Source organism: Cryobacterium sp. M25, from assembly GCF_002929635.1.
In the GTDB taxonomy this organism is placed as follows: domain Bacteria; phylum Actinomycetota; class Actinomycetes; order Actinomycetales; family Microbacteriaceae; genus Cryobacterium; species Cryobacterium sandaracinum.
Map to the genome: position 1 here is coordinate 226,721 of NZ_PJJU01000057.1, position 19,702 is coordinate 246,422.

21 protein-coding genes, 2 tRNA genes and 1 pseudogene are annotated in these 19,702 nt (G+C 65.4%); 22 read left to right on the forward strand and 2 right to left on the reverse strand.

What is annotated here, in order from left to right; translation table 11 throughout:
- Position 1 precedes the first annotated feature (1 nt).
- The 6 genes from CXY81_RS14150 (at position 2) to CXY81_RS14175 (ending at position 6,442) form a co-directional block, all read left to right on the forward strand.
- Positions 2 to 985 carry an Fpg/Nei family DNA glycosylase gene (locus tag CXY81_RS14150; RefSeq protein WP_104195211.1) on the forward strand — a complete coding sequence of 328 codons (984 nt, stop codon included), beginning with the start codon at positions 2 to 4 and terminating at the stop codon, positions 983 to 985.
- Positions 986 to 1,042: 57 nt separating this feature from the next.
- Complete coding sequence (locus CXY81_RS14155; RefSeq protein WP_104195212.1) at positions 1,043 to 1,681, forward strand: FMN-binding negative transcriptional regulator; 639 nt, start codon at positions 1,043 to 1,045, stop codon at positions 1,679 to 1,681.
- 2 nt (positions 1,682 to 1,683) lie between these two features.
- Positions 1,684 to 3,183 carry an amidohydrolase gene (locus CXY81_RS14160; protein ID WP_104195213.1) on the forward strand — a complete coding sequence of 500 codons (1,500 nt, stop codon included), beginning with the start codon at positions 1,684 to 1,686 and terminating at the stop codon, positions 3,181 to 3,183.
- Between the two features lie 99 nt (positions 3,184 to 3,282).
- Positions 3,283 to 4,692: a sensor domain-containing protein gene (locus CXY81_RS14165; RefSeq protein ID WP_104195214.1), complete on the forward strand. Its 1,410-nt coding sequence runs from the start codon at positions 3,283 to 3,285 to the stop codon at positions 4,690 to 4,692.
- 4 nt (positions 4,693 to 4,696) lie between these two features.
- Positions 4,697 to 5,383, forward strand: coding sequence for a response regulator transcription factor (locus CXY81_RS14170; RefSeq protein WP_104195215.1), 687 nt, complete (start codon positions 4,697 to 4,699; stop codon positions 5,381 to 5,383).
- Positions 5,384 to 5,470: 87 nt separating this feature from the next.
- Entirely contained in the window at positions 5,471 to 6,442 is a 972-nt protein-coding gene (locus CXY81_RS14175; RefSeq protein WP_104195216.1) for an L-lactate dehydrogenase, read from the forward strand.
- A gap of 429 nt (positions 6,443 to 6,871) precedes the next feature.
- On the opposite strand, the gene CXY81_RS14180 is transcribed toward CXY81_RS14175, so the two are convergent.
- On the reverse strand, positions 6,872 to 7,114 hold the full coding sequence (locus CXY81_RS14180; RefSeq protein ID WP_104195217.1) for a hypothetical protein: 243 nt from the start codon (positions 7,112 to 7,114) through the stop codon (positions 6,872 to 6,874).
- Between the two features lie 174 nt (positions 7,115 to 7,288).
- Here CXY81_RS14180 and CXY81_RS14185 point away from each other — a divergent pair, with 174 nt between their 5' ends.
- The 14 genes and pseudogenes from CXY81_RS14185 to CXY81_RS14245 all read left to right on the forward strand — a co-directional run bounded on the left by CXY81_RS14185 (position 7,289) and on the right by CXY81_RS14245 (position 17,861).
- Positions 7,289 to 7,525, forward strand: coding sequence for a hypothetical protein (locus tag CXY81_RS14185; RefSeq protein WP_146067706.1), 237 nt, complete (start codon positions 7,289 to 7,291; stop codon positions 7,523 to 7,525).
- A 3-nt stretch (positions 7,526 to 7,528) separates the two neighbouring features.
- Entirely contained in the window at positions 7,529 to 7,840 is a 312-nt protein-coding gene (locus CXY81_RS14190; RefSeq protein ID WP_104195219.1) for a hypothetical protein, read from the forward strand.
- Between the two features lie 11 nt (positions 7,841 to 7,851).
- Positions 7,852 to 8,400 (forward strand): hypothetical protein, encoded by a 549-nt coding sequence (locus tag CXY81_RS14195; protein ID WP_104195220.1) that lies wholly within the window; start codon positions 7,852 to 7,854, stop codon positions 8,398 to 8,400.
- 89 nt (positions 8,401 to 8,489) lie between these two features.
- Complete coding sequence (locus CXY81_RS14200; protein WP_146067707.1) at positions 8,490 to 8,987, forward strand: hypothetical protein; 498 nt, start codon at positions 8,490 to 8,492, stop codon at positions 8,985 to 8,987.
- Between the two features lie 354 nt (positions 8,988 to 9,341).
- On the forward strand, positions 9,342 to 9,554 hold the full coding sequence (locus tag CXY81_RS14205; RefSeq protein WP_104195222.1) for a helix-turn-helix domain-containing protein: 213 nt from the start codon (positions 9,342 to 9,344) through the stop codon (positions 9,552 to 9,554).
- Positions 9,555 to 9,737: 183 nt separating this feature from the next.
- Positions 9,738 to 11,924 (forward strand): phage/plasmid primase, P4 family, encoded by a 2,187-nt coding sequence (locus CXY81_RS14210; protein ID WP_104195223.1) that lies wholly within the window; start codon positions 9,738 to 9,740, stop codon positions 11,922 to 11,924.
- Between the two features lie 147 nt (positions 11,925 to 12,071).
- Positions 12,072 to 12,188 (forward strand): annotated as a pseudogene (locus tag CXY81_RS17580) (hypothetical protein); the annotation flags it as partial.
- Positions 12,189 to 12,206: 18 nt separating this feature from the next.
- The gene (locus CXY81_RS14215) at positions 12,207 to 12,791 is read left to right on the forward strand and encodes a hypothetical protein (protein WP_104195224.1); all 585 of its coding nucleotides are present in this window, start codon (positions 12,207 to 12,209) and stop codon (positions 12,789 to 12,791) included.
- 204 nt (positions 12,792 to 12,995) lie between these two features.
- The gene (locus tag CXY81_RS14220) at positions 12,996 to 13,400 is read left to right on the forward strand and encodes a hypothetical protein (RefSeq protein WP_104195225.1); all 405 of its coding nucleotides are present in this window, start codon (positions 12,996 to 12,998) and stop codon (positions 13,398 to 13,400) included.
- A complete protein-coding gene (locus CXY81_RS14225; protein WP_104195226.1) occupies positions 13,397 to 14,062 on the forward strand; it encodes a recombinase family protein in 666 nt (221 codons plus the stop codon). The genes CXY81_RS14220 and CXY81_RS14225 overlap by 4 nt, the downstream gene beginning before the upstream one ends.
- A complete protein-coding gene (locus CXY81_RS14230; protein ID WP_104195227.1) occupies positions 14,059 to 14,340 on the forward strand; it encodes a hypothetical protein in 282 nt (93 codons plus the stop codon). Before CXY81_RS14225 ends, CXY81_RS14230 begins: the two co-directional genes overlap by 4 nt.
- Complete coding sequence (locus CXY81_RS14235; protein WP_104195228.1) at positions 14,340 to 15,485, forward strand: tyrosine-type recombinase/integrase; 1,146 nt, start codon at positions 14,340 to 14,342, stop codon at positions 15,483 to 15,485. The genes CXY81_RS14230 and CXY81_RS14235 overlap by 1 nt, the downstream gene beginning before the upstream one ends.
- A gap of 73 nt (positions 15,486 to 15,558) precedes the next feature.
- Positions 15,559 to 16,989 carry a hypothetical protein gene (locus tag CXY81_RS14240; RefSeq protein ID WP_146067708.1) on the forward strand — a complete coding sequence of 477 codons (1,431 nt, stop codon included), beginning with the start codon at positions 15,559 to 15,561 and terminating at the stop codon, positions 16,987 to 16,989.
- The gene (locus tag CXY81_RS14245; RefSeq protein ID WP_104195230.1) at positions 16,986 to 17,861 is read left to right on the forward strand and encodes a DNA adenine methylase; all 876 of its coding nucleotides are present in this window, start codon (positions 16,986 to 16,988) and stop codon (positions 17,859 to 17,861) included. Before CXY81_RS14240 ends, CXY81_RS14245 begins: the two co-directional genes overlap by 4 nt.
- Before the next feature lie 76 nt (positions 17,862 to 17,937).
- On the opposite strand, the gene CXY81_RS14250 is transcribed toward CXY81_RS14245, so the two are convergent.
- Positions 17,938 to 18,008, reverse strand: a tRNA-Gly gene (locus CXY81_RS14250).
- Positions 18,009 to 18,177: 169 nt separating this feature from the next.
- Between CXY81_RS14250 and CXY81_RS14255 the strand changes: the two genes are divergently transcribed.
- Both CXY81_RS14255 and tig read left to right on the forward strand, forming a co-directional pair.
- Positions 18,178 to 18,254 (forward strand) — tRNA-Pro (locus tag CXY81_RS14255).
- 41 nt (positions 18,255 to 18,295) lie between these two features.
- Entirely contained in the window at positions 18,296 to 19,699 is a 1,404-nt protein-coding gene (gene tig, locus CXY81_RS14260) for a trigger factor (protein WP_104170287.1), read from the forward strand.
- Positions 19,700 to 19,702: the final 3 nt, after the last annotated feature.

The window sequence follows — 19,702 nt, forward strand, 5'->3', positions numbered from 1 at the left end:
CGTGCCTGAGGGTCATTCCGTCCACCGCATTGCGCGCCAGTTCGCCCGCAACTTCGTGGGTAAAAGCATCCGACTGTCGTCGCCGCAGGGCCGGTTCGTGGACGGCGCGGCGATGCTCGACGGCCACATCATGACGGATGCCCGTGCCGTCGGCAAGCAGATGTTCCTCGAGTTCGACAACGGGCTCTGGCTGCGCGTGCACCTGGGGCTCTACGGCGCCTGGGACTTTGCCGGGGACATCCAAGCGCACGGTACGGACGCCGCCATCAAGGGTCGCAGGCGCCGGACCGTCAGGCGCGGCGCGGGTGACGTCATGCAGGGCCTGGCGGGGGAGGACTCGCTGCAGAGTATCGGCGCGCCCCGGCTGACCCGGCTGCGGATGGCGGAAGACGAGAAGGTCAGCGTCGAACCCGACGGCTTCCCGCCCGCACCCATCGGTCAGGTGCGGGTGCGTCTGCTGGCCGACGACGTCGTGGCGGACCTGCGCGGGCCCACGGCTTGCGTGGTGCTCGACTCTCAGGAGGTGCACGTGGCGATGGACCGTCTCGGGCCGGACCCGATGCTCGACGACAGCCGCGCCGCCGAGGACCGCTTCGTCACGGTGGTGCGGAAGAAGCCCACCCCGATCGGGCGCCTTTTGATGGACCAGTTGGTGGTCAGCGGCATCGGCAACGTCTACCGGGCCGAGTTGCTCTTCCGTGCGCGCCTGAACCCGTATGCGCCGGGCAAGTCGCTCAGTGACGAGCAGTCCCGTGCGCTCTGGCGAGACTGGGCGCACCTGCTGAAGATCGGCGTGTCGACCGGGCAGATGATGACCATGGACGGCCTCGGCGACGCGGCTTACGGGCGCGCCCTGAGGCGACGGGCCGACCGGCACTGGGTGTACAAGCGCGAGGGGCTGCCCTGCCGGGTCTGCGGCACCCACATCGCCCTCGAGGAGATGGCCGCACGCAAGCTCTACTGGTGCCCGAAATGCCAGGCCTGACCTGCTCGCCCTGATCTGCTTCACCTGATCTGAATCCACGACCAGAACGGGACACCGATGAGACACAACCCCATTTTTGCGCAGGGCGACCCGGCCGAGATCCGCCGCCTCATCCGGGAGAACCCATGGGCCACGCTGATCAGCCACACCGAGTCCGGTCTGGTGGCCTCGCACTACCCGGTACTGCTCGACGAGGAGGCCGACGAGACCGACGGAATCGTGCTGGTCAGCCACGTCGGACGCCCCGACGAGGCCCTGCACGAACTCGGCCGGCACGAGCTGCTGGTGATCATCCAGGGGCCCCACGGCTACATCTCGCCCGGCTGGTACGACGCGGCGCCCGCCGTTCCCACCTGGAACTTCGTCGCCGCGCACCTGAACGGCACACCCGAACTACTCAGCGACGAGGAGAACCTGCGGGTGCTGGAGCGCCTGGTCGACCGCTTCGAGGAGCGGATGCCTGAACCGCGTCGCCTGTCCGGCACCGAGGCCAACGCCGCCTACGCCGCCCGCATTGTGGCCGGTACGGTCGGCTTCCGGCTTCGGGTGAACCGCCTCACCGCCAAGAGCAAGCTCAGCCAGAACAAGCCGGCCGAGACCGTGGCGCGCATTCTGGGTGAACTCGAGGGAGACGGTCCCTATGCGAGCCCGGGCCTGGCAGCCGAAATGCGCCGGGTGCACGGGGTCGACCGGTGAGCGTGTCCACGCCCACTCCGGTAACAGCGGCGGCCCCTCCGCTCGTCTTGCGGAACGGCCGGCTGCCGGGAAGCGACGAGATCGTCGACACGCTGATCGTCGACGGCCGGGTGCGCCGGCTCGGGTATCTGAGTCAGGCGGCTGCGGGCATTCGTTCGGTCGATCTGGAAGAACGCTGGTTGATTCCGGGCCTCTGGGACAACCACGTGCACTTCAGCCAGTGGGCGCAGACGAATCAGCGGCTGGATCTGTCCGGCACCGGCAGTGCCGCCGCCGCGGCCGACCTGGTGGCCGGCCGGGTGCCTGGCGTTTCGAGGGGGGAGACCCTGGTCGGGTTCGGGTTTCGCGACGGTCTGTGGCCGGATGCCCCGAGCCGGCCCCTGTTGGACGCCGCCGCCGGCACCGTTCCGACCGTGTTGATCAGCGGTGACCTACACTCATGCTGGCTGAACTCGGCCGCGCTCGCCCGCCACGGTCACACGGAGCACCCGACCGGGCTGCTCCGTGAGGAGGACTGCTTCGCCGTGGTGCGCACGCTCGCCGAGGTGCCCGATGTCGTGATGGACGGCTGGGCCGACAGCGCGGCCCGGGCCGCGGCGACTCGCGGGGTCGTGGGCATCGTCGACATGGAGATGGACTGGAACCTCGCCACCTGGCTGCGGCGCATCCAGGGCGGCACCGACTCGCTGCGGGTGGAGTTCGGTATCTACACCCAGCACCTGGAGCGCGCCATCGCACTCGGTCTGCGGAGCGGGGCCGGCATCGACGGCACCGGCGGGCTGCTCACGGTGGGATCCTGCAAGGTGATCACCGACGGCTCGCTGAACACCCGCACCGCGTACTGCGTCGACGAGTACCCCGGCCTGGAGGGCCAGCCCGGGTCACGCGGGATGCTCACCGTGCCGCCGGAGGAGCTGCTCGCGCACCTGGGCCGGGCCGTGGCCGCGGGCATCCGCCCCGCCGTGCACGCCATCGGCGACCGGGCCAACGCGCTGGCCCTCGACGCCTTCGAGCAGCTCGGCTGCGCCGGCAGCATCGAGCACGCGCAGCTGCTCACGAGGGAGGACGTCGCCCGTTTCGCCCGGCTCGGCGTGGTAGCGAGCGTGCAGCCCGAGCACGCCCTCGACGACCGGGACGTCGCCGACCGCTACTGGGTGGGACGCACCGACCGGGCCTTCGTGCTGAAGAGCCTGCTGAACGCCGGGGTCACGCTCGCGCTCGGGTCCGACGCCCCGGTCGCTCCGCTGGACCCGTGGGTGAGCATCGCCGCCGCCGTCGGGCGCACCCGCGGCAGCCGCGAACCCTGGCACGCCGAGCAAGCCATCTCCCGGCAGGCCGCACTCGCCGCGTCCGCGCGCGGCCGGCACCGCGTTCTGGCGGGGGACGTCGCCGACCTCGCGGTGTGCGAGATCGACCCGTTCGTCGCCTCAGTGCCCGACCTGCGACGGATGCCCGTGGCCGCCACCCTGCTCGCCGGCCGCTTCACCCACACCACCCTCTGACCTGGGGGTTTACCCCCGGCGAGATCCGGTTGGCAGCGGGATGTCGTCTACCCGGCCCGGCGATCAGGCTGAGTACCGACAGACTTACTGGAGGACACTATGACCGCACCGACCGAAACCCTCGCAGGCGCCGGATATAGCGCGCTCTGGCGGCGCGTGCCGCAGGAGCTGCTCTTTCTACTGCTGACCCTGCCGGTGGTCGTCATCGCCCTCACCGTTCTGAGCACCGTATTCTTCACCGGCATCGGCCTGCTCGCCGCCGTCGTCGGGATCGTCGTCGTCGTGGCGTCCCTCTACCTCGCCCGCGGCATCGGTCTGGTCGAACTCGCCCGCCTGCGCTGGGCCGGCCAGCCTGCCATCACCCCGCCGCGGTGGGCGACGCCGGGGGAGCCGGCCACCACCCTCCGCGCCCTGCTCGGCCCGCTCGTCAACGGGCACTACTGGCTCTACCTGCTGCACGGCATGGTCGTGAACTTCGTGGTCGGGCTTGTCAGCTGGATCGTCACCGTAGTCTGGCTGTCGGTGGGCCTCGGCGGCGTCAGCTACTGGATCTGGGGCCGCTTCCTCCCCGAGGACCGGAACGACGACCTGCACGCGATCATCCTGAACTGGATTCTGCCGGGCACCACGCTCCCGATCGACCCGCTCCTGGCCGAAAGCCTCCTCCAGCTCGTCCTGGGCATCCTCTTTCTGCTGACTCTGCCGTACATCACGCACGCGTTCACCCGGCTGCACCAGTTCGCGGCCCGCGGCATGCTGGGCGCCTGGCGGTCCGAGGCCCTGCAGCGTGAGGTCGCCGACCTCAGCGCGTCGCGCGGGGCGGCCGTCGCCGCGGAAGACCAGTCCCTGCGGCGCCTGGAACGGGACATCCACGACGGTCCGCAGCAGCGCCTGGTGCGCCTGCAGATGGACCTCGCCAGCGCCGAGCGCAAGCTCGATACCGACCCGGATGCCGCGCGCACCCTGATCGTGGAGGCCCGGGAGCAGGCTCACGACACCCTCGAGGAGCTGCGGGCGCTGTCCCGCGGTCTGGTGCCGCCCCTCCTGCAGGACCGCGGCCTCCTCGCCGGCCTCGAGTCCCTGGCCGCCCGTAGCACCATCCCGGTGCGGCTCGAGCTGCAGGTCGACCCGGCGCTGCGGCTGCCCAGCGAAATCGAGCGGAGCGCATATTTCGCCGGCGCGGAGTTGCTCACCAACGCCGCCAAGCACTCGCGGGCCACGGACATCCGTCTGCACCTGGCCCTGCGCGCCGTCCCCGACGACGGGAGCACCGGCAGCCCTGCCAGCATGGGGGCCGCCGGCGCCATCTGGCTCGACCTCTGGGTGATCGACGACGGCATCGGCGGGGCCCGGCTGACCGATGCCCACGGCCTGCAGGGACTCGACGAACGCCTGCACGGCCTTCGCGGGGTGTTGTCGGTGCGGAGCCCCGAGGGTGGCCCGACCGCGATCGGGGCACACATCCCACTGCCCGCGGCCCGGCCGGCGCGAGCCGTCGCCGTATCCTGAACGGATGACCGACCTCGCCTCAGCCATTCCCGCCGCTGCCTCCGCCCCACCCCTGCGGCTCGTGCTGGCCGAGGACTCGGTGCTGCTCAGAGAGGGTCTGATCCGCCTGTTCGACGAGGCCGGGTTTGTGACCGTCGCGTCCTACGGCGACGCGGATTCCCTTCTGGCCGAGGTAGACGCGCTGCGGCCCGACATCGCCGTGCTGGATGTGCGGATGCCGCCCACCTTCCGGGACGAGGGCGTGCGCGCCGCGCTGGAACTGCGCCGCAGGCTGCCGTCGGTGGGCATCCTGCTGCTCAGCCAGTATGTGGAGGGCACCTACGCGCATGAACTTCTCGCCGCCGGCAACGGGGGACTGGGCTACCTGCTCAAGGACCGGGTGGCGTCGCTCGACGAGCTGCGGGACGCCGTGACCCGGATCAGCGCGGGCGGCACCGTGCTCGACCCGCAGGTCGTGCGCGAGTTGCTGGCCCGCCGCACCGACCCGGTCGCGGCCCTCACCCCGCGTGAGCGTGACGTGCTCGGGCTGATGGCGGAGGGGCGCACCAACGCCGGCATCGCCGCGAAGCTCGTGATCGGCGTCGGCGCGGTCGAGAAGAACGTCACCTCGATCTTCCAGAAGCTCGGCCTCGACGACTCGGGCTCCGACCACCGCCGGGTGCTGGCCGTGCTCACCTACCTGCGGCACTGACCCGGCGGCACTGACCCGGCGGCACTAACTCAGCCACGGATATCCGGATGCTCGGATCCGGCCCGGTCAGGGGTGCAGAATTAGCTCATGAGCGAGATCGCGAATTCCAAGCTGGCCATCATCGGAGCCGGGGCCGTCGGGTCGTCCCTGGCCTACGCCGCACTGATCCGGCAGTCCGCGCGGGAAGTCGTGCTCTACGACATCAACGGGCCCAAGGTGGAGGCCGAGGTTCTCGACCTGGCCCACGGCACCCAGTTCACGGGTGCTTCCTGCGTGGCCGGCGGCAGCGACCTCGACGCCATCGCGGGGGCGAACATGGTCGTGATCACGGCCGGGGCCAGACAGCACCCCGGTCAGTCCCGGCTCGAGATGGCCGGCGTCAATGTCGGGATCCTGCGGGAGCTGATGCCCCAGCTGGTCGAGCGAGCCCCGGACGCCGTCTACATGCTCGTCACCAACCCCTGCGACGTGCTTGCCTATGCTGCCCGCCAGTTCAGCGGGCTGCCGGCCACGCGCGTCTTCGGGTCGGGCACGGTGCTCGACTCCTCCCGGCTGCGCTGGATGCTCGCGCACCGGGTCGGCGTCGCGATCGCCAATGTGCACGCCGTGATCGTCGGAGAGCACGGCGACTCGGAGTTCCCGCTCTGGTCCCAGGCCCGGATCGGCCCGATCTCCCTGGCCGAGTGGGTGCAGGACGACATCTCGCCCAAGGGTCTGGTGCCGTTCTCGGAGGCGGAATTCGACGCGATAACCGAGAGCGTGAAGACCGCGGCGTACACAGTCATCGCCGGCAAGGGCGCCACGAACTACGCGATCGGGCTTTCGGGGGCCCGGATCGCCGAGGCCGTGCTGCGCGACGAGGGCGCCGTGCTTCCGGTCAGCTCGGTGCTCACCGACTACCGGGGCGTCAGCGACGTGGCGCTGTCGGTGCCGAGCGTGATCAACGCCGAGGGCGTCTCGCGTGTGATCGAGGTTCCCTTCAGCGAGAAGGAGCAGGAGCTGTTCGAGCACTCCTCGGCGACGTTGCGCACGACGCTGAACGGGCTCGGACTCGACTGAGCCGTGTGAGACGGTCCGTCCAGGGCGTGGTGTGGAGGGGATGACGGGAATCGAACCCGCGCCATCAGTTTGGAAAACGGTCCGGACAGGCCTCACCCGCAAACCGGGGCTCTCCGGAGTGAACCGAGCTGAGCCGCCTTCGCCCGTGATTCCGGGCGACTTGGGGTGATATAGCGGATGGGGGCGGTTCGCCTCGGATCACCCCAGCGAAGCGCGGTCGGACGGGTTTTCCGCCGGGATACGCCGGGAGGAAAGTCGGCTCCATCAGTTTCGACGCCGGGTTTTCTGAGGTCGGTCGCTGCGCATGAGGCTGTTACCCACCGCAGAGCGACGCGAGGATGGCCAGAGCCACATGAACCGGACCGGGGCAGGCGCTCGGGCCATCCTGTCCCGTTCGTGTGGCGGTGACCTTCCTCGCCACGCGCTGGCTCAGTTCTGGCGGAAGCCGGGCGTGAGTTGAATCGAGCAGGGGTCAGGGTTGGTCGCGTCGTCGTAGGCGGTCCGCTGCGACGGACCGAACGGCGAGCCGGGGCGCATCGCTTCTCGACGGAGCAACGCGGCGCGCTCTCCGACTGACAGTCGGCGCGCTGTGCGGCTCGGCGTGATGTGTTGCGGTCCGGCCTCGCCTTGGAACTCGCTGCGGTCGGAGCTGAGGGCTTCGTAGTTGGGCATGGTTTCCTCCTTGTTTGCCTTCAAGCCTCCCTCGCCTCGACCTCTCGCCGCTTGCTGATGTGGAGATCAAAAGTGGATCCCATCAGGCAATTAGTTCTCGAAGCCATTTGCCTTTCAGCCTTCCGCTGGAGTTAAGTTACTCCCGTCACTAACCAGAGAGCAGCGGAGGACCCGATGGCAAGACCATCCCACGGCATCACCCGAGGGGCACGAATCGAGACGATGGTGCCACGCGAAGTCAGCGCGGCGATCGACTCGCTCGTGGCTATGTCGGGCGGCACCAGCAAGGCGACCTTCGTCCGGCAGGCGCTGCTCGCCGGGCTAGAGCCGTACGGCCTTGTGTATCCCGAGGTCGCCGCCGCGCTCGCAACGACCAAACACGCAGGACCCACCAACAGAGAGAGGAAATGAACAATGCCAGGACCACACCGGAGGAGCTGGATCCCCACGCAGAGTTTCGTCGGCAAGCTCGACCCGCGAACCGGTCTACCGGAGTTTCCCCGCGACGGACGGAGCAAGTTCCTCGAAAAGGCACTCGCTGACACGGCAGCGGATTTCCAGTCCGCGACCAACGCTCTCGCGGAGCGGCTCGACGCCGTAGCCGATGAGTTCGCCGAGGCCTTCGAGGCGGAAGACAAGCGCCGGGCGACCCTCGCCCGCATCCAGAACACAGCCAACCCCGACATCGAACGTCAGCACCGCGAGCGCATGCAGCGCCGGGGCTAAGAGAGGAAACCATGAAGAAAATTACAGGAGTACGCAAGGTCGACAGCCCCGAGGGCGACGACATCGAGCAGGTTCAACCCGCAGTCGAGCAGGGCGGATACTTCCTCACCTACTGCCCGGAAGACGCCCTCGACGAGCCACGCATGGCAGCTCGCGACGCGTCCTACGCGAACTCGGAAGTCGAGCGCCGCACCATTGCGGCTGTGGACGAGGAGGTGTTCGATCGCGTTCGGCCCATGGAGCAGATGATCACGGCGCAGGCAGAGAGCCACGTGGCCCGAGGCAAGTCCAGCGTCGAAGGAGCGTTCGCGCTGCGGCAGGAGCTGGAGGCCGTCCGGGACGATCTGGTGCGCGGCAAGGACGTTGTCGAACTCACGCGGCGCTACACCAGGCTGCGAGGCGAAGTCGAGAAGATGCGGCGCTTGCAGCAGAGCTACGGCAAGAGCACCGACTCCTTGGCGGCGAAGGTTGCCGACCCCATCGCGGCCACTCAGCGGACGCTCTCGCTGATGCCCCGGTCGAACTTTCAACCCATCAACACGACGCCGCGCTGGCAGTAACAGAAAGACCCCGGCAGCCGCGCCCGAGTCTGGAGCGCGCCTGCCGAGGTCGACCACTCGGAACAGTACAACCATCAGGAGGAAACCAAATGTCTGTATCAACAATTGTACCGCCTGCGGTGTTTGCGCCGCTTGTGAGCCCGTTCGAGACCTACCACGACGTCTTCTGGGACGTGGAGGACGAGCCCGAACCCCGTCTCACCGCGAAGACCAGCATGCTCACGCTTCCGGCGGTGGCGCTGGCGACGCTGACCTATCTCGCCGCTCCAGCCGAGTGCATGCACCCGAAGACGCGGGGCACGGTCACCGAGGCGAGCATGCGCCTCGCGAAGTGGAAAGACAACGACGCCCGGCTGTCCGCGTGGGAGGTGGCGCACAACTTCCAGATGCTCTACTTCCGAGGCGCGCTGAGCCGAAGCGCCCGCGTCCCGTTGCTCGGTCTCGACCTCATCCGCGCAACGGACGAGCTGGGCTGCGAGGGGCTGGAGTGGTTCTGCGATGTTCCCACCGAGAACGACCCGTTCCGCTTCCAGACCGTGCGCCTGAAGCGCGCTCTGGAACGCTTCGCACCAACTGTCGAACGTTGAAGTTGAGGCCGTCCGCCGCCCACCAGCGGAGACCGAGCCTAATCAGGTAAAATCGGAACCAGACCGGCGTAGACCGGGGATACGCAACTAAGACAGAGCCCAGCAGGGCACAATATCGAGCATTACCTCTATGCATGATCGCGCTTGCGAGGCGCGTCGTCTTCCGCACTTTGGAGAAAGCGGATAACCGGACGGCGGAGCCTCTTGAGAGGCGAAAACGCAGAACGGCATTCACCCAGTCCTCGGGACTTCGGGCGTACGAGACGAGAGGCTTCCAACTCATCACCGATGGGTTGCAGCCCCGCACGTGCGCCTTTTCGCATTTAAGGCGCGAACTCCCTGGAGGAATTCGCAATGACCGTTCAGAACCCCAGTGCTCGCCGCTGGTTCGACACCACAGAAGCTGCACAGTACCTCGGCCTTTCCGAGCGGCAGGTGATCCGTGCCCGCCAGACCGGCAAGCTCGGTTACACGCGGCTCGGAGGCCTCCACGCGCGCCACTCGCAGGAACAGCTCGATGCCTACATCGTCGCCTGCACCGTCGCGCCCACGACCGACTCGAAGTAGACCACCGTGGTACAAACGATTCGTCTCAGCGGGGTGAGAGCTCGCGAGACTCCACCCAATAAACCGACCAAACAATCACTCAGCACGACCCACCTTGATTACCTTGCCGGGCGAGCAGTCTCGTCCGAATGCGCCCAGCGATTTGGCTTGCGCGCCGATAGAGATCGAATTGGCTTTCCGGTCTTGGATCTGGACGGCGACGAGGTCAACCTGCGCCGTCACCTGCCGAACCCGCCGCAAGGGGCTTCGAAAATGCGCAATGACGGTCGGGGCAGTCCAACCAGGCTCTACCCCGTCGAAGTGTTGAGGGACGCCAGCGCGGACGCATGGGTCATTGTCGGCGGCGGTGAGCTGGATGTGCTCGCCGCCATCGATGCGGGGCTCGTCGCGGTGTGCGGCACCAACGGCGAGAAGAGCGTTCCGCCCGAGGAACAGCGCGAGGCTCTCCGTGGTCGCCGTGTAGCGATAGCTATGGATGCAGACGACGCCGGACGGAAGGCCGCGAAGGGGTGGGCGCAGAAACTGACTTCGCTTGTTCGAGAACTTCGCATAGTGACGCTTCCAGAGGGCACCGACCTGAACGACTGGTTCACCTCCGGTCGCACCGCCGGAGAGCTGCATAACCTCATCCTGTCGTCGCCGGTCCAAGGCGCTCGCCGCGATGCACACGAACTCCTCCAGAAGGCACTGACCAAGGTTGACGACGGCGAAGGACGCGACAACTCCGGGCTGTGGCTGGCCTGTCAGCTCCGCGACGAGCGCTACGCCCAGGAGACCGAGGCCTGGCCCATCCTTCAGGCGTTCCAGGAGGCGGTTGAAGAGCATGGTGATCATCCGTACACGGAGGCCGCAGCTCGCGTCAATCTGGATTCCGCGTGGACCCGCGACGCACGAGAGCCAAGCAAGCGCGCGGCGGCTGATGCGGCAGGTCCGAGCTTCGAGGATGGTCCACTCGCTGAGTACGTTGCCGAACAGCTACGCGGCAAATATGCGTACGTCTCCCAGCTGAAGGACTGGCTGCACAACACCGGCAAGTTTTGGAAGTCGTCTTCGAATACGTCTATCGTCGAGGCCGTTCGAGCGGAACTGAAAGCTGTCGTCGAAGCGGAGCTGAGGCGGGAGTCCAACCTCGGTCAGGTCGCCCAGCTTCTTCGCCGAGGGAAAATCGAAAACGTCGCGGCCTTGCTCAGGGGCATCCTCGAAACGCCCTATAGCGAATTCGACAACCACCCGGACCACCTGAACACGCCCAATGGTGTGGTCGATCTGCGGTCGGGCAGCGTCCAGGCGCACTCCCTGGACTTCAAGTTCACGAGCATCACGCGTGTGTCGTACAACCCCAAAGCGAGTTCGGCAATGTGGACCAAGGCGCTCCGAGCGCTGCCGCCCGAGCTGCACGAGCATGTGCAGTTGCTGTTTGGGCAGGCCATCACCGGTTATCCGCCCGACCACGACAAGGTGACCTTCCTTCAGGGTGGCGGCGAGAACGGCAAGTCGTCCATCCTCGACGGGATCAAGGAGGCTCTCGGATCTTTCGCGGGACCAGTGCCCGAGAAGGTCATGCTCGCCAAGCCCGGTGAGAGTGTGCCGGAGATGATGGAGCTTCGCGGTAAGCGGCTCGTGGTCCTTGAGGAGATGCCGCAGGGTGGTCGACTCTCGACCAAGCGCCTCAAGGATCTGGCCGGCACGGCAACTCTGGACGGTCGCCCTCTCTACGGCAAGACCGTGGTGTGGCAGGCAACGCACACGATGTTCGTAACCTCGAACCACCGCCCTCTCGTCACTGAGACTGACCACGGAACATGGCGGCGCTTGCAGATGGTGGTGTTCCCGTATCGGTTCGTTCGGAACAAGGCGCTCAGGCCCGGCGAGAAGCGCGGAGACCCCGCTCTGCGACACCACTTCCGCACAGTGCCCGAGGAGGCCGTGCTCTCGTGGCTCGTGGCCGGGGCGATGCGCTGGTACGCACTCGGGATGCGCACGCCCGACGCTCCCGAGCGCATACAGGTGGCTACGGCCGAATGGCAGCTTCTTGCAGACGACGTGATGCAGTTCGTCAACGATCGGCTCGTTTTCGAGAAGGGTGCTGTCGTCCTCGCCTCCGAGGTGTGGATGGAGTTCGACGCCTGGGCCAAGCAGCACAACAAGCAGGGTTGGTCGCTCAACACCTACGCGGAGCGCTTCGCAGAGCATCCGCAGTTCAAGGACCGGGGCGTGCACCAGCGCCGTGCCAGCGTCACCAACCTCCTGGTATCCCGCCCGGCGCACCTGTCCGGACCCGGTCCGTACCTCAAGCGGCCTGCGGAAGAGAGCGCCGTGACCGGAAAACAGCGCATTTGGGAAGGCATGCGTTGGCGCGACTCCTCATGATTTACGCACCCCGGACCGGCCGGACCGGCTCCCGTAGAACTTCTCCTTATACGCCTCCCGAGAAGAAGTTCTAAAAAGGGCGGTCCGGCCGGTCCGGCGGATGAAAACCAACACAACAAGCACGAAAAAGAGAACTGGAGAGTTGACATGAGTAACAAGGAATTGAACCCCTTACAGGGCGTGACCCTATGCAAGGCTCGGCGGCGCAACGGTCAGCCATGTGGGAACCGACCGAGCAACGGTGCAGCGGTGTGTCGGATGCATGGCGGGGCAGCTCCTCAGGTGCGCGCTGCGGCACAGGTGCGGCTGCTGATGCGGGCGGATGACCTCATGTCCGCACTGCTGAGGATCGCCCTGGACGACAAGCAGCCCGTGCAAGCACGCCTCGTCGCCATCCGCGACGGCCTCGACCGGGCAGGCCTCGCGAGCAAGCAGGAGATCGAGATCGCGATGACTCCCAAGCGCACATACGAGGACGTGCTCGACGGTGTGCTCGTGGACGTTGCGGAGGACACCGACGAAGACCCCAACGTGATCGACGCGGACGTTGTGGAGGATGCCGAGGCGTACGAGAGGGATCGGGACCGCCGCGTGGCTGAGGTCGCAGAGCGTGAGGGAGTGGCACCCAAGCGCAAGCGGCCTCTCGTCAGCAACGAGGAGCGCGCAGTCCAGGAGCGGGACCTGTTCGAGCAGGCTCCGCCCGAACCCGAGACCCGCGCCTCCAGACTGTCCCGCGAGCAGTACATCTTGGCTCGGGAGCGCGGGGACAACTTCTCCAGCCGGGGTCTCGGCATGACTGCGGACCAAGCCCGAGTCGCCGCGAGCCGACGTGGCAAGGCGCGGTCGAGCCAGGCGGACATGAGCTGACGCAGCGGTAGAAGGCCCGGAGCCACATGAGGATGGTCCGGGCCACACGAGCTAGGCGTTCCGTGAGGCCGGTATGAGCCGACCGATTATCTGCCACCAAATGGCCAGCAAATGCTTTGTTGCCATATGCAACAAAAGCAGGTTTAACTTCCCTCCGAGCGATGACGAGGATCACCGCTCCGAAACCACCAAGGAGAAACCATCATGTCGAACACCAAGCAGACCCCGGCTCTCGCCAACTACGCAGCCAAGGAAGTAACCCCGGTCATCGCCGCCTACGCCGCGTGGCTGGAGGAGCAGACCGGCTACAAGGTAGACCCGCTGTCCGTCTACCTCAGCTCGGCTCTGCGCGGTGCGTTCCAGAAGAGCGAGGGCAACCAGGCACGCATCGCCACCCGAGCCGCCGAGCTTGAAGCAGAGACCAAGGCCAAGGCTGCACGTGGGCTCGCCGCCGCCGAGGCTGCCTACGCCAAGGCCACAGCTCCCAAGCCGGAACCCAAGGCGAAGGCCGTTCCCAAGGAAGCTCCCGTTCGTGCCACAGCCGCCAAGCCTGCCACGCGCAAGGCCGCTCCGACCAAGACAACGACCACCAAGGCGGCTCAGGCATGAGCAAACGGATGCTCGGCTATCTGCGCATCAGCCGCGCCGACAGGAGCCGCGACACCTCCCTCGGCATCGAGGCGCAGCGTGAAGCGATCCTGTCGACGGCGACCGTCAAGGGGTGGGAGATCGTCGGGTGGTACGTGGACGACGGTGTATCCGGCAAGGACACTGACCGTCCCGGCTTGCAGGCCGCGCTCGCCGTGTTGCGTAACCGGAAGCGTCGCACCGCAGACGGCCTCGTCGCAGCCAAGCTCGACCGCCTGTCTCGGTCGGTCATCGACTTCAGCGACCTCCTCGCCACCTCACACCGGCAGCGTTGGGCCATCGCCGTGCTGGACTTCGACTTGGACACAGGCAACGCAACGGGCCGATTCATCGCCGGGGTACTGATGCAGGTGGCGCAGTTCGAGCGCGAACTGATCGGCGAGCGCACGTCAGCAGCCTTGGCAGCGCTGAAGGCTGAGGGTGTCCAACTCGGCAAGCCCTCCCAAGTCACGCCCGAGGTGCAAGCTGCGATCCTGCTGCACCACGCGGCAGGGCTGAGCCTTTCCGCCATCGCCCGACGACTCAACATTGAAGGTGTGCCCACGCAGAGCGGTGCCGGCCAGTGGTCACACACCGTTGTCGGCGGTGTCGTCCGTCGTTCTGCGGAGAAGGTCGCAGCATGAGCGCCGAGCTGCACCGGCACACGGCACGTCAGACCCTCGGCACTGCATACAACCTGCGACCTGCCACGGTGAGCGTCCGCGCTGGTGACCTTCAGCCCGGCCAAGTGGTTATGGAGTCCGACGACCACCCGGCCGTGATTGTCAGCATCACGCGGCTCTACACCGGCATCCGAATCCACGCCCGGTATATCTGGTCCGGAGCCACCGAGCGCGACTGGGAACTCGGCTTCTTCCACCCTGACACCCGAATTTCTCCAGCCGAGGACGGCGAATACTGATGGCACACGTACGCGAAGTGCAACGCAAGAAGGCACCAAACGGAATCGCATTCGAGGTGCACTGGCGCGAGGGCGACAGGAAGATGCAGCGCACCTTCACCGTGAAGCGTGAGGCCGAGCGCTTCGCCCTGAAGGTGGAGGACACCAAGGCCTCGGGCGACATCACGGCTCCGCTCGCCAAGAACTTCAAGACGTTCCGCGAAGTGGCAGCAGCTTCCTTCGAGGCGAGCCGTTCGAGTCTGAAAGCGGGAACGCTTGTGCAGTACGAGAACCTGTTCGACAAGAAGATCCTCCCGCGCTTCGGCTCACGGCGTATCTCGACCATCACCGGGCAGGATGTGGAACGTTGGGTCGCAGACCTCACGCGGGACGGCCTCGCACCGAACACGGTGCACAACCACTACGTCCTGCTGAATAAGGTGTTCCGCTACGCCATGCGCCACCGGCTCATCTCGTTCAACCCCTGCGACGGGGTCGAGTTGCCCAAGAACGTCCCGAGTGCGGACTTCGCTCCGGTGTTCCTGACCGCGAAGCAGGCCGACGCGCTCGCTGCCCAGTTGAAGGACTACGCGCCGCTCGAAACATTGACTCGTTTCGCCGCGTACACAGGGCTGCGCGCCGCAGAGATTACTGGGCTGCGCGTGCGAGACGTGAACTTTACGGCTGGACACATCGAGGTTCGTCAGACCGTGAAGCGCTTGGGAGGGGAGTGGACCGTCGGCACTCCGAAGTCCAAGCGTTCAACGCGCAACGTTCCCCTGCTGAACCGCGACCTCATCGCAGCCTTGAAGTTGCACCTGCTCCGGCACCCGCACTCCGGCGACCCCGACGCGCTGTTCTGGCCGGGCCGCTCCAACGGCTCGCGACGCCTGGACTGGACGCGACCCGTCGACCTCGGGGGAGTGCTGAAGTACTACATGCGCCCCGCAGCTGAACGGGCAGGCATCCCGACGACCATCCGCTTCCACGACCTGCGCCACACGTGCGCGTCCCTGATGTTCGCAGCCGGGTTCAAGCCCTACGAGGTCAGCCGATGGATGGGTCACGCGTCTGTCGCTACGACAGACGGCATCTACGCGCACCTGTATCCCAGCGACTACAACGAACAGATAGCCCGCTTCGAGGCGTTCGTCGCTGAGGCGTAGTGGTATCCCCACCCCTGTAAGGGAGGCAGCCACCGGTCGAGCTCAGGGTTGGAACTCTGGGAGTATCGACAACATGAGCTCAAACCTGGAACCTGTATCGACGCAGAAGCTAATTCCAAACTTTGAAAACCCGCGTCATTTGGTCGTCGAGACGACAGAAGAGGCCATCGCGGCACTCATGTCCAAAATGCCCAGGAAGATCCTCAGCCTTGCCACCGACATCGTGACCTATGGTTTGGACCCGAGCTCGCTACCTATTGTCGTAGCCGATGGCGATTCCTACATTGCACTTGAGGGGAACCGCCGAGTCGTTGCGTTGCGTTTGATTCACAATCCGTGGCTGATTGAGCTCGAATCCCCATATCTCGAAGCATTCGAAGCGCTGCACCTGAAAGAGGCGGTTCCTGACGAGGTGCTCTGCATCGTGGTTGACGAGCGGGCAGAGGCCGATCACTGGATCGAACTCCGGCACACTGGAGAAAATGGTGGTGCGGGAACTGTCCCCTGGGGGTCACCGGAGCAGAATCGATTTCGAAAGCAGCGAGGATCGCAAACCGACGCGGCGATGCGATTTGCTGAGGCGATGAGAACTCTCTTCCCCGACGAAACGCAGTTCCTGCGCGACGTTGACAAGGTCGAAGCCGAAGTGTCTACGACTCTGGGGCGGGTGATACAGAATCCGGAACGGAGAGCACACTTCGGGTTCGAGCAGCTCGATGGCGTGTTGTACGTCCGCCATAACGTCGAAGAGTTGCTGCCGCTTTTGGAGCGCTTATTCCGTGATCTCGCCTCAGGAACTGAGAACGCGACAAATCTTCGAGACAAGTCTTATCTCGAAAATTACATGGATCGAATGCTGAACGAGGTCCCTCACGAGCGTTCGCGGCTTGAAAAACCAATTGCCGTTGGCGAATGGGCCGCCGCTCAGGTAGCCATCGGTACCCAGACAGACGAAGAGGCGACCAGAGGCGACGGCGACGGCAACGGAGAAGGCCAACCCGACGGCGGGGAGGTCGAGAGTGAAGACACTATCGGAGGGCTTTCAGCGAGCCGACGAAAGAGGAATCGAGAGGAACTGCACATATTCCAGGGCATTTCTCTGAAACACATGGACCTCCGAACCGCTGACGTGCTGAAGGAGGCGCAGAAGCTCTACATCGACACATCTCCAAACCTTTGCGCTGTGATGCTGCGTGTCGTCTTGGATCTCGTTAGCGCCAGCTTCTATAGTTTTAGAGGGCGTACAAACGCAGATAACACTGAGTTCAAGGCCAAGATCCTCTCCTGCGCTAACACGATCGATCCGACGTGCAAAGAACCATCGTTAGCGAGGGCCCGCGTGTTGATCCAGAGCGACGGAGCATTGTCTCCGAAGACTATGAACGGTTACGTCCACGCTTGGAATAAGTCTCCGTTGTCCAAAGACATTCGAGAGTTGAGTGCGGCGTACGGCCCTCTCCTAGTCAAGATCGATGAGTACATTAGGGACAATCCGCGCGAATGAGGTTCATCAGCCCGCTTCGATACCCAGGCGGGAAGGGCCGATTGGCTCCTTACATTTCCACCCTCATGTCTTGGCAGGACCCTCTTCCAGAGATCTATGCCGAGCCGTTTGCTGGTGGTGCTGGCGTCGCCTTGAAGCTTTTGGTTGATGGTGACGTCGACCGGATCCATATCAACGACTTGAACCCCGGCATAGCGGCTTTCTGGCGAGCGGTGTTTGACGCGCCGGAAGAGTTCGCCGACATGATCGATTCCGAGGACGTGAGTCTGGACGCCTGGCACCGTTGGCGTGACGTGTATCTAAATCCAGAAGGCGTCGATGACCTCAGTCTCGGATTCGCTACCTTCTTCCTCAACCGCACGAACCGGTCCGGCATACTCACCGCGCGTCCAATTGGTGGTCTAGACCAAGCGGGGACGTGGAAGATTGATGCACGATTCAATCGCCCGAATCTCTCGGGACGCGTTCGATTCTTGGGTGACTTCGCCGCGCGCGTCACCGTAACTGAACTCGATGCCAGAGTCATGATTCGGTCGCTTGGGGCCGAAGCCAGTCAATACTTCGTGTACGTGGACCCGCCATATCTGGTGCAGGGGGATCAGTTGTATATGAGCGGGTTATCTGCGGATGACCACCAAGGTGTAGCCGATGCCCTCGCCGAAACTGACGCGCGGTGGCTTCTAACCTACGACGCGGACGCACGCGTGACCGCGACGCTCTACTCCACACATCGTTGCCTTGAGTTCGACATTCGGCACAACGCCCACCGGAACCACCTGGGTCAGGAGTATGCCGTTTTCGCGCCGAACCTCGTGGTTCCCGACGACACGGTTGTTGTCTCAGGTCTCGGACGATGGATCCGTGCGTCCTAGAGTTGGACGGGTTTTGGACGGGATTTAGGCTTCGGACGGCTGGGAGGTGACCTCACGGGCCTTGCGATTCACTGGGAGGGGATGACGGGAATCGAACCCGCGCCATCAGTTTGGAAAACTGAGGCTCTACCATTGAGCTACATCCCCCGGGCGCAGTTCCCTGCGCACTCACTCAGCGTAGTACACGTCGACGGTCGCCAGCTGCACGTCTCGACCCGCGGCATCCGGACCGTGCAGTAGACTTATTGAGGTCATTCCGCGAATTGCGCGAACTCTGCGCGCCAAGCGGATGCCATCACCGGGTTGAGAAATTGTCCGGGGCGTAGCTCAGCTTGGTAGAGCGCTCGGTTTGGGGCCGAGAGGTCGCAGGTTCGAATCCTGTCGCCCCGACCAACACCCCCTAAATACATCGGTCGAACACAGGAGATTGCCACGTGAAGTCCACGGTAGAACAACTGAGCCCCACTCGCGCGAAGGTCACCATCTCGGTGGCTCCCGAGGAGCTGAAGCCCAGCATCACCCACGCCTACGGCCACATCGCCGAGGACATCAACATTCCCGGCTTCCGCAAGGGCAAGGTCCCGCCGGCCATCATCGACCAGCGTGTCGGCAAGTCCGCCGTGCTCGAGCATGCGGTCAACGAGAGCCTCGACGGTTTCTACCGCTCGGCCGTGACCGAGCACAAGCTGCGCCCACTGGGCCGCCCCGAGGCAGACATCGTCGCCTGGCCCAGCGACAAGGACTTCTCCGGAGACCTGGAACTGGCCATCGAGGTCGACGTGCGCCCCGAGATCGACCTGCCGAACTACTCCGGGCTGAAGCTCACCGTCGACGCCGTCGAGGTGTCCGATGAAGAGGTCACCGAGGAACTCGACAACCTGCGCAGCCGCTTCGGCACGCTCGTCACCGTCGATCGCCCCGCCACCACGGGCGACTTCGTGCAGATCGACCTGATCGCCGCCATCAACAGCGTCGAGGTCGACAACGCCACCGGCATCTCCTACGAGGTCGGCTCCGGCGACCTCATCGACGGCATCGACGAGGCGCTCGACTCCCTCAGCGCCGGCGAGACCACCACCTTCAACTCCAACCTCATGGGTGGGGACCACGAGGGCGAGACCGCCGAGATCACCGTCACCGTCGGCGCCGTCAAGGAGCGCGAGCTTCCCACCGCCGACGACGACTTCGCGCAGATCGCCAGCGAGTTCGACACCATCGCCGAACTGACCGAGAGCCTCAAGGGCCAGGTCGAGCGCTCCAAGGTCTTCGGCCAGGGCACCCAGGCCCGCGAGAAGCTCGTCGAGCAGCTGCTCGAGTCGGTCGAGGTGCCGATTCCGACCGCGATCATCGAGGACGAGGTTCGTCGCCACCTCGAGGGCGAGAACCGCCTCGAAGACGCCGAGCACCGCGCCGAGGTCACCGAAGCCAGCGAGAAGACCTTCCGTCAGCAGATCCTGCTCGACACCATCGCCGAGGCCGAGAAGGTCCAGGTCAGCCAGGACGAGCTCACCCAGTACCTGATCCAGGGCGCAGCCCAGTACGGCATGGACCCGAGCGAATTCGTCCAGGCGCTGAGCGGCAACGGTCAGATCCCGTCGATGGTGGCCGAGGTTGCGCGCAACAAGGCCCTCGCCATCGCACTGGGCAAGGCCGAGGTCGTTGACTCCAACGGCAACGCCGTCGACCTGTCCGAGTTCGTCGCGGTCGCCGACGAGGCGTCCGGCGAGGACGAGGACGAGGAGATCGAAGAGGACGACTCCGACGCCGCCGAGGTCGACGCCGAGGTCGAGGCCATCAAGGCCTCCGCGGCGAAGAAGAAGGCCGCCGCCAAGAAGTAGCAC

Excerpts from the sequence above, each read along its gene's own strand:
- CXY81_RS14155 (WP_104195212.1), top strand. The coding sequence starts at position 1,043 with ATGAGACACAACCCCATTTTTGCGCAGGGCGACCCGGCCGAGATCCGC.
- CXY81_RS14165 (WP_104195214.1), top strand. The coding sequence starts at position 3,283 with ATGACCGCACCGACCGAAACCCTCGCAGGCGCCGGATATAGCGCGCTC.
- CXY81_RS14170 (WP_104195215.1), top strand. The coding sequence starts at position 4,697 with ATGACCGACCTCGCCTCAGCCATTCCCGCCGCTGCCTCCGCCCCACCC.
- CXY81_RS14175 (WP_104195216.1), top strand. The coding sequence starts at position 5,471 with ATGAGCGAGATCGCGAATTCCAAGCTGGCCATCATCGGAGCCGGGGCC.
- CXY81_RS14180 (WP_104195217.1), bottom strand. The coding sequence starts at position 7,114 with ATGCCCAACTACGAAGCCCTCAGCTCCGACCGCAGCGAGTTCCAAGGC.
- CXY81_RS14185 (WP_146067706.1), top strand. The coding sequence starts at position 7,289 with ATGGCAAGACCATCCCACGGCATCACCCGAGGGGCACGAATCGAGACG.
- CXY81_RS14190 (WP_104195219.1), top strand. The coding sequence starts at position 7,529 with ATGCCAGGACCACACCGGAGGAGCTGGATCCCCACGCAGAGTTTCGTC.
- CXY81_RS14195 (WP_104195220.1), top strand. The coding sequence starts at position 7,852 with ATGAAGAAAATTACAGGAGTACGCAAGGTCGACAGCCCCGAGGGCGAC.
- CXY81_RS14200 (WP_146067707.1), top strand. The coding sequence starts at position 8,490 with ATGTCTGTATCAACAATTGTACCGCCTGCGGTGTTTGCGCCGCTTGTG.
- CXY81_RS14205 (WP_104195222.1), top strand. The coding sequence starts at position 9,342 with ATGACCGTTCAGAACCCCAGTGCTCGCCGCTGGTTCGACACCACAGAA.
- CXY81_RS14220 (WP_104195225.1), top strand. The coding sequence starts at position 12,996 with ATGTCGAACACCAAGCAGACCCCGGCTCTCGCCAACTACGCAGCCAAG.
- CXY81_RS14225 (WP_104195226.1), top strand. The coding sequence starts at position 13,397 with ATGAGCAAACGGATGCTCGGCTATCTGCGCATCAGCCGCGCCGACAGG.
- CXY81_RS14230 (WP_104195227.1), top strand. The coding sequence starts at position 14,059 with ATGAGCGCCGAGCTGCACCGGCACACGGCACGTCAGACCCTCGGCACT.
- CXY81_RS14235 (WP_104195228.1), top strand. The coding sequence starts at position 14,340 with ATGGCACACGTACGCGAAGTGCAACGCAAGAAGGCACCAAACGGAATC.
- CXY81_RS14240 (WP_146067708.1), top strand. The coding sequence starts at position 15,559 with ATGAGCTCAAACCTGGAACCTGTATCGACGCAGAAGCTAATTCCAAAC.
- CXY81_RS14245 (WP_104195230.1), top strand. The coding sequence starts at position 16,986 with ATGAGGTTCATCAGCCCGCTTCGATACCCAGGCGGGAAGGGCCGATTG.